The sequence below is a fragment of the Shewanella violacea DSS12 genome, assembly GCF_000091325.1.
In the GTDB taxonomy this organism is placed as follows: Bacteria; Pseudomonadota; Gammaproteobacteria; order Enterobacterales; family Shewanellaceae; genus Shewanella; species Shewanella violacea.
Map to the genome: position 1 here is coordinate 2617658 of NC_014012.1, position 15314 is coordinate 2632971.

At 44.2% G+C, this 15314-nt stretch carries 15 protein-coding genes and 1 tRNA gene; 7 read left to right on the forward strand and 9 right to left on the reverse strand.

Annotated features, from left to right (window positions below):
* From SVI_RS10710 to punC, 3 genes are all read right to left on the reverse strand, one after another.
* Positions 1-1257 carry an HlyD family secretion protein gene (locus SVI_RS10710; protein ID WP_013051559.1) on the reverse strand — a complete coding sequence of 419 codons (1257 nt, stop codon included), beginning with the start codon at positions 1255-1257 and terminating at the stop codon, positions 1-3.
* Positions 1258-1767: 510 nt separating this feature from the next.
* Positions 1768-1858, reverse strand: a tRNA-Ser gene (locus SVI_RS10715).
* Between the two features lie 127 nt (positions 1859-1985).
* Positions 1986-3242 (reverse strand): purine nucleoside transporter PunC, encoded by a 1257-nt coding sequence (gene punC, locus SVI_RS10720; protein WP_013051560.1) that lies wholly within the window; start codon positions 3240-3242, stop codon positions 1986-1988.
* A gap of 129 nt (positions 3243-3371) precedes the next feature.
* On the opposite strand from punC, the gene punR reads away from it, so the two are divergent.
* The 6 genes from punR to SVI_RS10750 all read left to right on the forward strand — a co-directional run bounded on the left by punR (position 3372) and on the right by SVI_RS10750 (position 6642).
* Entirely contained in the window at positions 3372-4274 is a 903-nt protein-coding gene (gene punR, locus SVI_RS10725) for a DNA-binding transcriptional activator PunR (RefSeq protein ID WP_013051561.1), read from the forward strand.
* Between the two features lie 204 nt (positions 4275-4478).
* Positions 4479-5141: a Bax inhibitor-1/YccA family protein gene (locus SVI_RS10730; RefSeq protein WP_013051562.1), complete on the forward strand. Its 663-nt coding sequence runs from the start codon at positions 4479-4481 to the stop codon at positions 5139-5141.
* 142 nt (positions 5142-5283) lie between these two features.
* Positions 5284-5673: a sulfurtransferase complex subunit TusD gene (gene tusD, locus SVI_RS10735; RefSeq protein WP_013051563.1), complete on the forward strand. Its 390-nt coding sequence runs from the start codon at positions 5284-5286 to the stop codon at positions 5671-5673.
* Positions 5673-6029, forward strand: coding sequence for a sulfurtransferase complex subunit TusC (tusC, locus tag SVI_RS10740; RefSeq protein WP_013051564.1), 357 nt, complete (start codon positions 5673-5675; stop codon positions 6027-6029). Before tusD ends, tusC begins: the two co-directional genes overlap by 1 nt.
* Positions 6029-6310: a sulfurtransferase complex subunit TusB gene (tusB, locus tag SVI_RS10745; protein ID WP_013051565.1), complete on the forward strand. Its 282-nt coding sequence runs from the start codon at positions 6029-6031 to the stop codon at positions 6308-6310. Before tusC ends, tusB begins: the two co-directional genes overlap by 1 nt.
* On the forward strand, positions 6307-6642 hold the full coding sequence (locus SVI_RS10750; protein WP_013051566.1) for a TusE/DsrC/DsvC family sulfur relay protein: 336 nt from the start codon (positions 6307-6309) through the stop codon (positions 6640-6642). The genes tusB and SVI_RS10750 overlap by 4 nt, the downstream gene beginning before the upstream one ends.
* Positions 6643-6981: 339 nt before the next feature.
* Here the strand turns inward: SVI_RS10750 and serS are convergent, their stop codons facing one another.
* The 6 genes from serS to lrp form a co-directional block, all read right to left on the reverse strand.
* A complete protein-coding gene (gene serS / locus SVI_RS10760) occupies positions 6982-8268 on the reverse strand; it encodes a serine--tRNA ligase (protein ID WP_013051568.1) in 1287 nt (428 codons plus the stop codon).
* 18 nt (positions 8269-8286) lie between these two features.
* Positions 8287-8661, reverse strand: coding sequence for a fluoride efflux transporter CrcB (gene crcB, locus SVI_RS10765; RefSeq protein ID WP_013051569.1), 375 nt, complete (start codon positions 8659-8661; stop codon positions 8287-8289).
* The gene (locus tag SVI_RS10770; RefSeq protein ID WP_013051570.1) at positions 8654-9985 is read right to left on the reverse strand and encodes a replication-associated recombination protein A; all 1332 of its coding nucleotides are present in this window, start codon (positions 9983-9985) and stop codon (positions 8654-8656) included. The genes crcB and SVI_RS10770 overlap by 8 nt, the downstream gene beginning before the upstream one ends.
* Positions 9986-10000: 15 nt before the next feature.
* Complete coding sequence (lolA, locus tag SVI_RS10775) at positions 10001-10627, reverse strand: outer membrane lipoprotein chaperone LolA (protein ID WP_013051571.1); 627 nt, start codon at positions 10625-10627, stop codon at positions 10001-10003.
* 70 nt (positions 10628-10697) lie between these two features.
* Positions 10698-13211, reverse strand: a complete 2514-nt coding sequence (locus SVI_RS10780; protein ID WP_013051572.1) for a DNA translocase FtsK — start codon at positions 13209-13211, stop codon at positions 10698-10700.
* 167 nt (positions 13212-13378) lie between these two features.
* Positions 13379-13885: a leucine-responsive transcriptional regulator Lrp gene (lrp, locus tag SVI_RS10785; protein ID WP_013051573.1), complete on the reverse strand. Its 507-nt coding sequence runs from the start codon at positions 13883-13885 to the stop codon at positions 13379-13381.
* 180 nt (positions 13886-14065) lie between these two features.
* On the opposite strand from lrp, the gene ald reads away from it, so the two are divergent.
* Positions 14066-15181: an alanine dehydrogenase gene (gene ald, locus SVI_RS10790; RefSeq protein WP_013051574.1), complete on the forward strand. Its 1116-nt coding sequence runs from the start codon at positions 14066-14068 to the stop codon at positions 15179-15181.
* Positions 15182-15314: the final 133 nt, after the last annotated feature.

Below are 15314 nucleotides of genomic sequence, written 5' to 3' on the forward strand. Positions count from 1 at the left end.
CTAATTTATTTTAATTTGACTGTGTTTTTCCCAAGAAGATGCATCTGAAACAATAATGCTTTCACCCATTGCAAGTCCCTCTTGAATTTGAATATAACGCGTAGACATCTGACCAAACTTGATACTTTTTTTATTAGCATATTCGCCATTTTCATCGATAACGTACACATCAGCCTCACTATAGCTTTTGATGAATATGGGCCGTTTTACATATAAGGTATCGGCGATACGGTCTATTTCTATGACTCCATCAATGGTTAAATCTGGACGCACTTCTGTCGGTAAATCACCAATTAATGCCACATCGACTTGAACTGAACTGTTGATGACCGCGGGATCTATTCTTTGTACAGTGCCGGCTATCTTATTGTTGCAGGTATCTATGGTGACCTTTTGGCCTAGGCGAACATCCTTGATCTGATTCTCCGGAATTCTAATCTCGGCAATATACTGATCCCTGCGGGCTAATTTAGCTAAGTTGGTACCTGAGCTCACTTGCTGCCCCAATTCCATCGGCATTTCCTGTACTAGGCTATCCATAGTGGCCTTAACCTTAAGGTTATCCACTTGATCTTGAACCCTTTGTAATATCCGCCTCATTCTGTTGAGCCTAGCCTCATAAGCTAGGCGCTGAGCAGCCAGATTCACCTCCCTTTTGTGTAAACGTTTGGTCTCAAGTTTCCAGCGCTGTTCATATTGATTCACATCGATTTTTATCTCAGCATGGGCTATTTTAGATACAGCAACAACCCCTTGAGCGAACAGTTGATCATGGGCTTTTAGAGTCAGCATTGCGCGCTCATGGTTTAGTTTTTCGATGACTACAGCTGCTTGCCTATCCAACAATTCTGACTCCATTTCCACGTCCTGCGCCTTAGTCTCGGCCTCTAGGGCTTCAAGCTCCCACTTGGTTTCTTCAAGTCGTTGCACTAATTGCGGGTTGCTCAATTCAAGTAACAGATCACCCATTTTCACCTGAGCGCCAGCTTTAATAAGAATACGTTCCACTCGACCTTCAACATCAGTGGCAATCCAACGAATATCCTCAGGCACTAAGACTCCAGTGCCACGCACAGTCACCATCATCTCACCGCGCTGTACCTGAGCGGTGAGCAAGGAATTCTGGTTAACCCGATAGGACAGATCACTGCGACTAAATCCCAACGCAGAGATTAAAGAGACAGCAATGACCCCACCAATAACCCATCGCAGCTTACTCCCTATAATCTTCTTCTCTCTAGCGCGAACAATATCCATAATTAACTCTAACGACATGAAAGTTACATATTTGTTAGCAGCTATTATGCCAACATATTTACTTGATGAGAATCAACATGTTAATCAGTTATAGTTTTGATGTTATTTTACTTGTTTCGATACTGGGACGGATTCGGTTAACCTGAGTCTCGATTTTGAAACACCTTAACCAAGTCGAACTCAGCTCATACTGCAATGGGCATAGACCCAGATACGATTTATGAACCAGTTTGATTGTGCAAACGAAAAAGCCCCAGCATTTCTGCTAGGGCTTCATCTGACTCTTTGTTTGAACGATGCACAGAGATAGCGATCTTAAATTAGGAACCCTAGGGTTCACATTTAGATGTTTAAAAACAAGAACGAAAAAGCCCCAGCATTTCTGCTGGGGCTTAATCTGAATGTGGCGCTGAGATAGCTGGCTTAAATTAGGAACCCTGGGGTTCACAATACTATCAATTTCTAAAACGAAAAAAGGCTACTCTTTCGAGTAGCCTTTCGTCTTGAATGTGGCGGAGAGATAGGGATTTGAACCCTAGATGGGCTATAAACCCATGCCGGTTTTCAAGACCGGTGCATTCGACCACTCTGCCATCTCTCCGAACGCGGCGAATAATATAGTGACACCTGAGTCTTGTAAAGGCCTTAAATGCACATTTCCGACATAAAAGGCCTAAATATGATTGAACGGTCAATATTGACACTAATCGGCTATTTTTTACCTGTTTTTACCTATTTCGATCTGTTTTGATCTGTTTATCACTGTCTACAGCTGTACGGGTAAAGTTTGCTCTCACTTGTGTCCAAGAGCTCTGTTTACTCAGGGCATATCCAGCAAACACACCGAGTGCACAGATGAGTATTCCCCAGCCTATTGTGACTTCACCTTGGGCTGCCCAAATAGCAACTAAGCTTGAAGCCCCAAATGCGATGCTGATCTGTAAGAAGTTTTGCAGACCTGCCGCTTTCGCCGCATTATTAGTAAACTCTTGCAGCGCATTGTTGACGACTATCGGGTAGATAGCGCCGTTAGCGGCCGCTAAAACCGAGAAAGAGATTAATAGAGGTAGTAAGGTATCCACTGAAAATATCAGTGTGCTTGCCACTATGGCTAGTACACTCACAGCAAATGCCACCAGTAAGACTGACAGTGTTTTTTCTGTCCCTAGTTTTCTGATGAGTATTTTATTGGCATAACCACCGAAGATAAACATAATAGTCTGGGGAATAAAGCTCAGGCCAATTTCTTTGGCTGCGAAACCATGTTGTTCCATGACGATTGGCCATAGGGTCAAATAAGCAAAGAAAGCACCTGAACAAGCACCGAAAATAATCACGTTACCTAGGTACTTAGTATTATTTAACAGGCCCCAATTTGAAATCGCTCGTGTCTTACTTGCTTCATGCTTTTGCATAACTTCTTTGGGCACGAATATTAAGGTCATCAACATAAGGAAGACTGCCAGCCCGGTTAAAATCAAGAAAATACTCTGCCAGCCTGTGCTTTCTAGCACTAACGCGCCTAATAAGGGGGCTAAGGCTGGTGAAAGTGCCACTAGGGGCATGATGTTAGAGAACACCCTCTGCGCCTTGGCGGCATCGTACTTTTCTATGACGATAGCTTGCCAGATAACTCCAGCGCTACATGCTCCTATGGCTTGAAAGAAACGTGATACATTAAATGCGAAAACGGTTTCACTGGATGCAATAGAGAAACTAGCAGCAGCAAAGATGATTAAGCCTACGAGTAAGGAATTACGTTTACCGATACGTTGAACCAGTGGACCATACATAAGCTGGCCAATGGCCAGACCGGCAAGAAAGCTAGTAAGCGTACTGGCTACTTGTGCGGGTGATGATTGCATGGTGTCTTCAATCGCTTTAAACGCAGGAAGATACATGTCGGTGGCAATAAAGCCTAGCATGCTGAGCAAGGCTAAATAAGATAGAAAAAAGAAGTACTTGGTATTATTTACTGAATTCATAAAAGATTACTACTGCTAAAAGCTATGGTAATTACATTGGCTGCGCAGTCTAATCACTTGCAATATTGAAGTGAAACGTTTAATTTTGATGTCAGCCTTCAAAAAAACTCACAGCAAGGATGTGCGGGTATGCTTTCTGAACAATCACTGCAATTGATTGATATGGTCTCACGAGTAGGCAGTTTCACTGCCGCAGCAAATAAACTGCACAAGGTACCTTCTGCAGTCAGTTATGCTGTAAAACAGGTAGAAGATGAGTTAGGTGTCACTTTATTTGAACGCCATCACCGCAGTGTCAGCTTAACCTTAGCCGGTGAACATTTCGTTAAACAAACCCGTGTTTTATTAACCAATATGGCCGCCATGAAAGATGATACAAAACGTATCGCCAATGGCTGGCAACCCACATTATCCATAGCCTTCGATAATATTGTCCGAGCAGACAAGATTAGCGTACTCATCGCCGATTTTTATCGCAACTTCACCAATGTCGAACTCATCATTCGTATCGAGGTGTTCAATGGGGTCTGGGAGTCCATCGCTAACGGTCGCAGTGATATCGCCATTGGCGCGACCACAGCGATTCCTGTCGGCGGCGAGTATCACTTCAGGGACATGGGCGAAATAGAGTGGACTTTTGTCGTCAGTAAGCACCACCCACTTTCTAAGCTAGATAGACCATTAACCGATGACGAATTACGTCAATACCCTTCTATCTGTCTTGAAGATACATCCCGTGAGATCCCTAAACGCATGACCTGGCTGTTAGATAACCAGCGCCGTTTGGTGGTTCCCGATTGGATCCGGGCTATCAACTGTTTCCGTGAAGGCCTGGGAATTGGCTATATCCCCCTGCACTTTGCCGAGCCATTTATCAAAGCTGGCTCCTTAATACAGAAAGAGATAGAGAGACCTAAGGCCCCTAGCCCATGTTGTCTGGCTTGGAATGGTGCCAACGACTCCCCTGCAATGTCTTGGGTACTGGATTATTTAGGTGATAGTGAGAAACTACACAATGACTGGTTCATATAAATACAGTAAAGCCCGCTATTATTACCCCTAGAAGAGGTTAAATGCATTTTGTGACTTTAACCCCCTAACAAGCTAAGGTATGATTCAATAACGTGCAGAGATGTAAACGACTTAATCAGAGAATATGGAACTCTTTGACTTAATCAGCATCTAATTATAAGCATAAAGTAAAACAATCGTTTAAAAGGGTCACTGGAGAGATTTATGACGCAACAAACAATGTATTCAACAGCTACTTCTTCGCTAGAAATGAATAAGCTTCTAAAAAACACTTACATGCTACTTTCAATGACATTAGCTTTCTCTGCCGTGTGTGCAGGACTAGCCATGACATTGGCCATAAGCCCCATGATGTCCCTCGGCCTATCGATTGGTAGTTTAGTCTTGTTATTTGTGACCTTGAAAAAAGCCGACACAGGTGCTGGCCTTTTTTGGGTATTTGCCTTTACCGGTATGCAAGGTGCGTCTCTTGGCTACATCCTCAATCATTATGCAGGCATGGCCAACGGTCCTCAGTTAATTATGCAGGCCCTAGGGTTAACTTCGGTGGTTTTCGTCACTCTTTCTGGATACGCCATTACCACTAAGAAAGATTTCTCCTTTATGCGTGGTTTCTTGATTGCCGGCCTAGTGATCGCAATCGTTGCGGGCATAGCAAATATCTTCATCGGCAGCGGTGTGGTATTTATGGCGTTGAATGCTGGTATTGCCTTACTCATGACTGGCTTCATTCTTTATGATACAAGCCGTATCGTAAACGGCGGTGAAACCAACTACATACGCGCAACTGTTTCTTTATACCTAGATTTTATCAACCTGTTTATTGCCCTGCTTCACCTTATGGGTATTGGCGGTAATGACGATTAATGACAGCTGACAATGTGTTTATCTCTTAGGAAATAACACGTTTCAGTTTGCTTTAATGCGTTATAATGGCCCCTTAATGGGGCTATTTTTTTGCCCTTCTTAAAGTAATTACCTTAAGTCACAGCTATTTTTAAGTATAACCATGAGCAAATTTATCATTCAGGTCAATGGCGCAGCTTATCCAAGTTCCGCCAGTTATAACGCCTACCATTTTACAAAGTCCGCCCTTGAATCGGGTCATGAGGTTATTCGTGTCTTCTTCTATCAAGATGGAGTGTTCAATACCAATGGCCTCAATAGCCCAGCATCCGATGAGTTTGACCTAACACGAGCATGGGTTGCCTTATCAGAGAAATACCAAGTCGACTTGGTTAATTGTGTCTCTGCCGCATTAAGGCGAGGCATCATTTCTGAGACGGAAGCAAAAGAAAGTCACGTTTCCCATTGGAACATGCAAGCTCCCTTCACTATGGGTGGCTTAGGTGAACTGGTCACGGGTTTAGAAGTTGCTGACCGATTGGTGAGTTTTTAATGAAGAAGTTAACGATTATTTTTCGCCGTGCTCCCCATGGTACAGCCCATGGCAGAGAAGCGCTGGATCTGGCCTTACTCAGTGCCAGTTTCGAGCAAGAGGTCAGTTTGATTTTTGTCGATGAGGGCGTACTCCATCTCATCACTGAGCAGCAACCTGAGCTTGCCGGAGCAAAAGACTATATTGCCACCTTCGGTGCCTTGGATTTGTACGATATAGAAACTGTATTGGTTTGTCAGAGCTCGCTGGAGCGTTTCGGACTGGCCGATAGTGAGTTGACCTTCTCGGTTGATAGAGTCACAAGTGCAAGCATAACTGCCCAGTTACAGGCAGCAGACGAGGTTTTAGTTTTCTAATGATCTTACATCACATACAAACGTCACCAAATCAAGATAATGCATTAATCTGTGCCATCAATTATGCAGACCAAGCAGACAGTATTTTGCTCTCAGGCAATGGTGTTTATGCCCTCTTAGAAGAGAAGTGGCAAGTGGCATTGCAAACTAAACAGATTTTTCTGCTTGAAAGCGACGTACAGGCTCGTGGACTCATTAAGCAACTCGGCAACTATGCCTGTATCGACCATAGCCAATTTGTACAACAAGCGTTAATTCATAAGAAGGTGATCACCTGGTGAACCACATAGATTATCAAGATAGAAAGATAGAGACAGATCATCAAGGCTACCTTAAGCAGGTCAGTGATTGGAATGAAGAGATTGCTGAGATCATCGCTAAAGGTGAAGATATTGAGCTTAGCGCAGCGCACTGGGAAGTGATTCGCTTCGTGCGTGATTTCTACTTGGAATTTAAGACCAGCCCGGCGATTCGAGTTTTGGTCAAAGCCATCGGCCAGAAGTTAGGCGCAGATAAAGGCAACTCCAAATACCTGTATACACTATTTCCGGTTGGACCGGCGAAACAGGCGACTAAAATAGCCGGCCTACCTAAACCTGCTAAGTGTATTTAGTTTCAATCCCTTAAGACTATTCCTTTCTACTACCCCAGAAAATATAGCCAATAAAAAACCTCTAGGGAGCTTATAGAGCTCCATAGAGGTTTAATGATGGATGAGTTTAGATAATATTTTTTAAGATAATTATCGCCGCTTCCCCAAATGTAGCAAACATGATCACGCCAAACGCGCAGATGATCACCATATAGCTAAGCCATTGAAAGTAGCGCCTACCACTGTCCATTTGCTCTTCCTGTTTTGTCTTCTTGTTCTGATTATTAAAACAGTAGTGATTGACTCACTGTCACTCAGTCCAATAAGGACTCAGTGACATGAGTTAAATCATAGCTAATTCTAGCCGATTTTTTCGAGCCCATTCATATATGGACGCAAGACTTCCGGCACTGTGATACTGCCATCTTCATTCTGGTAGTTCTCAAGCACAGCCACGAGTGTACGACCTACCGCAAGACCCGATCCATTTAACGTGTGCAGCAATGCAGGTTTCTTGGCAGATTTTGCCTTATAACGAGCTTGCATACGACGTGCCTGGAAATCTTGCATGTTGCTACATGATGAGATCTCTCTAAAGGTATTTTGCGCCGGCAGCCAGACTTCGATATCGAAGGTCTTGCTCGCGCCGAAGCCCATATCACCGGTACAAAGAATGACGGTGCGGTATGGAAGATCCAGCTTTTGCAGCACTGTCTCGGCATGACCGGTTAACGCGTCCAATGCAGCCATTGAGTCTTCAGGCTTAACCATCTGAACCAATTCAACCTTATCAAATTGGTGCTGACGAATAAGACCACGTGTATCACGACCGTATGAACCCGCCTCACTTCTGAAGCAAGGCGTATGAGCCGTCAGCTTAACTGGCAGCTCATCTTCATCGATTATGGTATCGCGAGCTAAGTTTGTCAGCGGTACTTCGGCCGTCGGGATAAGACTCAGGCCCTGTCCTTCTTCAGTAGCAGGTTTAGTGTGGAACAGGTCCTCACCAAATTTAGGTAACTGGCCTGTGCCGAACAAACTGTCTTCGTTAACCAGAAGAGGTACATATGCCTCAGTGTAACCATGCTCATCGGTATGCAGATCTAACATGAACTGAGCCAGGGCTCGATGCATGCGGGCTATTTGACCTTTCATTATGATGAAACGAGAGCCAGTTAATTTAACGGCATTTTTAAAGTCTAAACCACCGAGAGCTTCACCAAGATCCACATGGTCTTTGACTTCAAAGTTAAATTCTCTAGGTGTTCCCCAACGACGCACTTCAACATTCTCGCTCTCATCGGCGCCCAGAGGTGCTGACTCGTCGGGTAAGTTAGGTACGCTCATCGCGATGGCATTGAGTTCAGCTAATAAGGCTGCCAGCTCAGATTTTTTTGCATCTAGCTCGGTACCGAGATCGCCCACTTTAGCCATGATAGGCGCAACATCTTCACCCTTAGCTTTCGCCTGACCGATGGACTTAGAAATTGCGTTGCGGGATGCTTGCAGCTCTTCGGTAGTCATCTGTAATGACTTACGCTTTTCCTCTAACTTACTGAGACGCTCAACATCCAGAATAAAACCTCGAGTGGCCAGACGCTCGGCTGTGACTTCTAATTCGTTACGCAACAATTTTGGATCTAACATGTTTGATATTCTTAATAGTTAAATGCGAGAAAAAACCAACTGCTGTCCTAAATAGACCATGAATATACACAGGCATAGGTTCAGAGCGATATTTAAAAATGCCTTTAACCAAGCACCACTCTGAATAAGTAACAGAGTTTCGTTGGAAAAAGTTGAAAATGTGGTGAGTGCGCCTAATAGCCCAACACCAACCAAAGCTTTAATTTCAGGACTGACTTCACTGACCTGACCTAAGGCATAAATAATGCCCATCATAAAAGAGCCTAGGATATTGACTAACAGTGTACCAAAAGGAAATGCAGAGCCAAATAGCTGAAGCATGAAAATTGAGATCAGATAGCGAAAAACTGCACCAATTGCTCCCCCTAAGGCAACAAATACAACATTATTCATACCGTTTAACCTCACTGTCCTTATCGAGCTGGGATAAATGCTCTAATTTAGCCTTGATCCGCTTCTCGAAACCATATTCAGTTGGATAATAAAATCGGCTCTGGGCTAATCTTTCTGGAAAATAGTTTTCGCCACTGGCATAGGCATTAGGTTCATCATGGGCATAACGATAACCTTCACCATAGCCTAGATCTTGCATCAACTGAGTGGGTGCGTTGCGTAGATGTTCTGGCACTGGGTCTTGACCCGTTTCTCGGGCCAGTTGACGGGCAGCTTTAAAGGCGGTGTAGACTGCATTACTCTTAGGCGCACTGGCGAGATACACCACGGCTTGTGCCAAGGCGCGCTCACCTTCAGATGGACCGACTCGATGAAAACATTCCCAAGCATTAAGTGCAACTGTCATGGCGACGGGATCGGCATTACCAATATCTTCAGAGGCGATAGCAAGTAACCTACGTGCAATATAGAGAGGGTCGCAGCCCCCTTCTAACATTCGACAGAACCAGTAAAGCGCAGCATCGGGGGCCGAGCCGCGAATAGACTTATGTACCGCAGAGATAAGATCGTAAAACTGATCGCCATTCTTATCGAAGCCTGCCAGTTGTTGACCGGCCACTTCAATGATCATCTGCTCGGTGAATGACTCACCATCGGCGATCATATCACTCATCAACTCGATAAGATTGAGGGCTTTTCGGGCATCACCATCACACACATTGGCCAATTTTTCAGCCACTTCATCTGGGATGGTTAGCTGCCTCTTACCTAGACCACGCTCATCATCAATTAATGCCTGTCTGACAATTTGAATGATCTCATCATTAGTCAGTCGCTTAATCAGATAGACTCGCGCCCGGGATAACAGAGCGTTGTTGATCTCGAATGAGGGATTTTCAGTGGTCGCGCCGATAAAAATGACCGTTCCATCTTCAATAAAGGGCAGGAAGGCATCTTGTTGACTCTTATTGAATCTGTGTACTTCATCGACGAAGAGTAAGGTTCGTTGGCCACGAGACTGAGCGACATTTTGAGCATGCTCGATGGCGGCTCGGATCTCCTTCACACCGGAAGTGACCGCTGAAATACGCTCAACATGAGCATTGGCATAATGAGCAACGAGTTCAGCCAGGGTGGTTTTACCCGTTCCCGGCGGTCCCCAAAACACCATCGAATGGGCGCGGCCCGCTTCCAGTGCTTTTCTAAGTGGCTTTCCCTCACCTAACAGATGAGATTGGCCTATGTATTGTTCCAGCACTTCGGGACGCATACGTGCGGCCAAAGGTCTGAAATCCGGGGCGAAATCGAAACTAAAACTAGACACTTATCTCTCTTAGCCTTAATGAATGGCATTTAAGCGTTGATCGTCGATATCAACATCTTCAGGCACAGTAAACTTAAATAATGACTTCTCTGCGTCTGTGATAGCCGTCTGCCCTGTCAGCTCAAATGAACTGACATTGCCCTGCTGATCTTCAAGTACCATCTGAGTCAAGGTCTTACCTTTGAAGCAGACTTTTACCGACTCTACACCAGCATCGACACTTTTAGGGTTAATATCGAAGCAGCCGTCTTTCGAGGTCACTGTATATTGTGCCCAGGTTTCCTTGTCTCTATGAACCAGCAAGGCTATAGGGGATGCGGTGATAGCTTGGTTAAGATCCATCACAGAAACCTGTTCGGCAAAAGGATTATAGATCCACACATCCGTGCCATCGGCGACTATGAGCGACTCATCAGGCTCTGTAAGATGCCAATAAAACTGATTTGGATAGGCTAAAGCGAATACTCCACTGCCTCTTTGGATCTCTTTATTATTGATGTCTGTCACTACCTGACTGAAGTTTGCCTTTAGTGTGGCCACTTCTTCTAACTTTGCCTTTAGTGCAGATGACTCATCGGCAATGGCAAGATTCGATGCCATAAAGGGCAGTGCCATTGCCAACAAGGTTAATGTTTTTCTCATGCTGTTTCCTTCCAACAAATTCTGTAATCACCTTAGGCCGACAGTTACATCCTGACAGGCCAAAGTATCGTTAATAGCTTTTAGGCGGAGGGGGTGCCAGCACCTCCCGATTACCGTTGCTTCCCTGAGAACTGACGACTCCCTGAGCCTCCATCTGCTCAATAATACGTGCGGCGCGGTTATAACCTATCTTAAATTTACGCTGTACGCTCGAGATAGAACCTCTTCGAGTTTCAGTTACAAAGGCGACCGCTTCGTCATAAAGCGCATCGGTATCATCTGACTCACTGGCCTCACCAGGCAAGAGAATCTGCTCGCCTTCAGAAGAACCATTTAGAATTTCTTGGATATATTGAGGCTTGCCTCGGTTACGCCAATCTGCAACAACCGCGTGAACCTCATGATCGTCGATAAAGGCACCATGGACACGTATTGGCAAACTGGTTCCAGGGGGAAGGTACAACATATCACCCATACCCAGTAAGGTTTCCGCGCCTTGTTGATCCAAAATGGTGCGAGAATCGATGCGACTCGACACCTGGAATGCCATTCGGGTCGGTATGTTTGCCTTAATCAGGCCAGTTATAACATCTACCGAAGGTCTCTGGGTAGCAAGAATCAAGTGGATCCCTGCTGCACGAGCCTTCTGGGCAATACGTGCAATTAACTCTTCAACCTTCTTGCCTACAATCATCATCATATCGGCAAATTCATCGACGATAACCACGATTGAGGGTAATTTTTCTAGTTCAGGTGCCTCAGGCTCCATGCTATCCGATGATTTCCACAGAGGATCAAATATTGGCGCTCCTGCAGCTTTAGCCTGTTTAATTTTTGAGTTATAGCCTTTAAGATTTCGTACGCCCAGGGCTGACATGAGCTTATATCTGCGCTCCATCTCTCCCACACACCAACGCAAGGAGTTAGCCGCCTCTTTCATATCGGTAACGACTTCACACAATAAATGCGGAATACCTTCGTAAACTGAAAGCTCCAACATCTTGGGATCGATCATGATAAAACGTACGTCATCGGGGCCAGACTTATACAGTAAACTCGTGATCATCACGTTTACGCCGACTGATTTACCTGAGCCCGTAGTACCAGCAACCAACAAGTGAGGCATCTTACCTAAGTCCACGACCACAGGATCACCGGCAATATCTTGTCCAAGCACCATACTAAGATGTGACTCATTCTCAGAAAATTCTTTACTGTCGAGTACATCGCGCATAAATACGGTTTCACGGTACTTATTAGGCAATTCCAGTCCTACGTAGGATTTCCCTGGAATAACCTCAACAACACGAACACTCTCAGAAAGTAAGGAACGGGCTAAATCTTTTGACAAGTTAGTGATCTTAGACGCTTTAACCCCAGGTGCTAACTCAAGCTCAAAACGTGTTACCACAGGACCTGGGAAAATTCCCATCACTTTTGCGACTATATTAAAATCGGCAAGCTTAGCTTCGACTAAGTCACCAACTTGTTCTAACTCCTCACGACTGATGGGGTTAGTCTTTCTATTAGGCACATCAAGCAGTGTGATACATGGCAGGGGCGTGATCGGTTTCTTAGCTTGTTCTACATTTTGTCCCGGCAGTACCACGATACCATCGACGATTTTGGCCTTCTCTTGTACTTGTGCCTTTACAGTATTTAGCTCTTGCTCTTGACCGACGGCGTTAGTAGAAGCGTTAACGTCTAAATTGCGAGTATGGCTATCTAGGCTAGTTGCGGCACTTGGCGTCTCGGTGACCAAGTCGCTATTCTGGGCTTGATAATGGGTTTCTGTTTTGTCTCTGGTTTGCTGAACGTGGATACTTGGCTCATGTCGAGTGGTAAAGTCAAGCTCATCATCGACGCCCTCCTCATCCCATTCATCTCTCTTGTCACGTTTCTCTTTAAATTTATCGAACACAGACATGAAGCCTAGAGTGTCTTCGGTCTCAGAGCCGCGGCTTCTAAAGCGCTCGGGTAATCCACGTAATTGATTATAGGTCCAGATGGCACCGACTCCGGTAAAATCGATAATGGTGAGCCAACTGATCCCTGTTAATAAGGTAAAACCGGCACCTACGAAACAAAGTAATAAGAGTGTCGTACCTAACTGGTTGAAATAAGGCAGCATAGCATCACGGATCACATCACCGGAAACACCACCAGCAGAAAACTCATAGATGTCATTGATATTCATACTGCCTAGCGCTGCTAGACTGAAAACCATGACTAGAAAACCTATTAACCTGAGTCCCACTGAGAAATAGTCAATTTCTAATAACTTATGAGTACGCTTAAACAACAGCCACCCTGTCATTGCTACAATAATAGGAATGATATAAGCGCTGTATCCAAAGAAATAGAACAGGACATCAGCCATCCAGGCTCCTACCGCTCCAGTAACATTCTTAATATCTCCTTCAAAATTAGACTGGCTCCAGCCAGGATCGGAAGAATCGAAACTACTGAGAGACAGAAGAATATATGTTGCCAGCATGCAGCATAAGATGAGGCTTCCCTCTAAAAGACGTTGCACTCCGTTGAGTGTTTTTACGCTATTACCCTTAACCAAATGAAAACCCATAAAAAGATGAAGATAGGTGAGCTTAAGATACCAAATATGACAGGCATTTGCAGTGATTTAGCCTAGTTATCAGCTAATTTTTTATGATAAACCATCCTAGTGGATAATTTATAAGCGAAAAAAAAGGAGCCATAGTTGGCTCCTTTTTGGCACGCTACTCTCCGAGCCTATAAAGTTTCGGCTGTAACGTTGATTGCAACTTTATTAGTTTGCTTAACCTCTTCCATCACTACGTAAGTACGAGTGTCAGAAACGGATGGCAATTTAAGTAAAGTTTCACCTAATAAGCGACGATAGGCAGACATATCTGATACACGTGTTTTCAACAAATAGTCGAAATCTCCAGAAACCAAATGACATTCTTGTATGTCATCCAATAACTGAACTGCACGATTAAATTTATCAAATACTTCTGAACTATCACGATTCAGTGTAATTTCCACAAACACTAGTAATGAAGCACCCAAAAAATGGGGATTCACTAATGCGGTATATCCACTGATATACCCCTGCTTCTCGAGTCTTTTAACTCTCTCAAGGCAAGGTGTGGGGCTTAAACCTACTCGTTTAGACAGTTCAACATTAGAAATGCGTCCGTCGGTCTGTAACTCATTAAGTATATTTCGATCTATGCGATCTAAGTCTTTTATAGGACTCTTTTTATTATTAAGCATATTATTAACCTTGCTTTATCACTAAAACAACATTTATCACTACGTATGTCAAAAGTTCAGCAGCATATACTGCTGAACTAATACTATACTAGATTTCCCTGAATTAATCACGTTCAGGACACGACAAAATAACAATTTAACCCATAAATCATGGGTTTTTATGCAGATTGAGGCTCGAAGATGATAATTGGTGTACCTAAAGAAATCAAAAACCACGAGTATCGTGTTGGTATGGTGCCTTCTAGTGTTCGTGAATTGACTAGTAAAGGTCATGAAGTATTCATTGAAACAAACGCGGGTAACGGAATTGGTTTTACAGATCAAGATTATATAGATGTTGGCGCATCCATACTTGCTACTGCAAAAGAAATATTTGCAGTAGCTGAAATGATCGTAAAAGTGAAAGAACCACAAGCAGTAGAACGTGCTATGTTGCGTGAAGATCAAGTGCTATTCACCTATTTGCACTTGGCTCCAGATCTTCCCCAAACTGAAGATTTAATCAAAAGTGGATCAGTTTGTATTGCCTATGAAACAGTCACCGATGACCGTGGCACCCTTCCCCTACTCGCTCCTATGTCAGAAGTAGCTGGTCGTATGTCAATCCAAGCTGGTGCTATGGCCCTTGAGAAATCAATGGGTGGACGTGGCATGCTTCTTGGCGGCGTACCCGGTGTTGAGCCAGCTAAAGTGGTTATTATCGGTGGCGGTATGGTTGGTACCAATGCAGCACAAATGGCTGTAGGTCTTGGTGCCGATGTCGTGATTTTAGACCGTAGCATAGATGCACTTCGTCGCCTCAATGCTCAATTTGATAATCGCGTTAAAGCCATCTACTCCACTGCCGATGCTATCGAAAAGCATGTATTGGAAGCCGATCTCGTTATTGGTGGTGTTCTTGTTCCAGGTGCTGCCGCGCCAAAACTTGTGACTAAAGAGCATATCGCAAAAATGAAGCCTGGTTCGGCCATTGTCGATGTCGCCATCGACCAAGGTGGTTGTATCGAGACCTCTCACGCGACGACACATGAAGATCCTACTTATATCGTAGATGAAGTGGTGCATTACTGTGTAGCCAACATGCCTGGCGCTGTAGCTCGTACGTCAACTTTTGCACTTAACAATGCCACACTGCCGTACATCATTAAGCTTGCCGATCTAGGTTATAGAAAAGCCCTTATCCAAGATAAGCATCTACTCAATGGCTTAAACGTCATGCACGGTAAGATCACCTGTAAAGAAGTTGCAGAGGCTTTAAATCTCGAATTTGTTGAGCCAAAAATCTTACTCAACTAATTCACTAGAATAAGTTTGTGATACAAAAGGGAGCTTAGGCTCCCTTTTTTCGATTAGCACAATCTAAAAGAATAGGCACACAGAGCTTTACCCCATATTGGAAATTCCATACAATCGCTGCAATTTGCTAAAG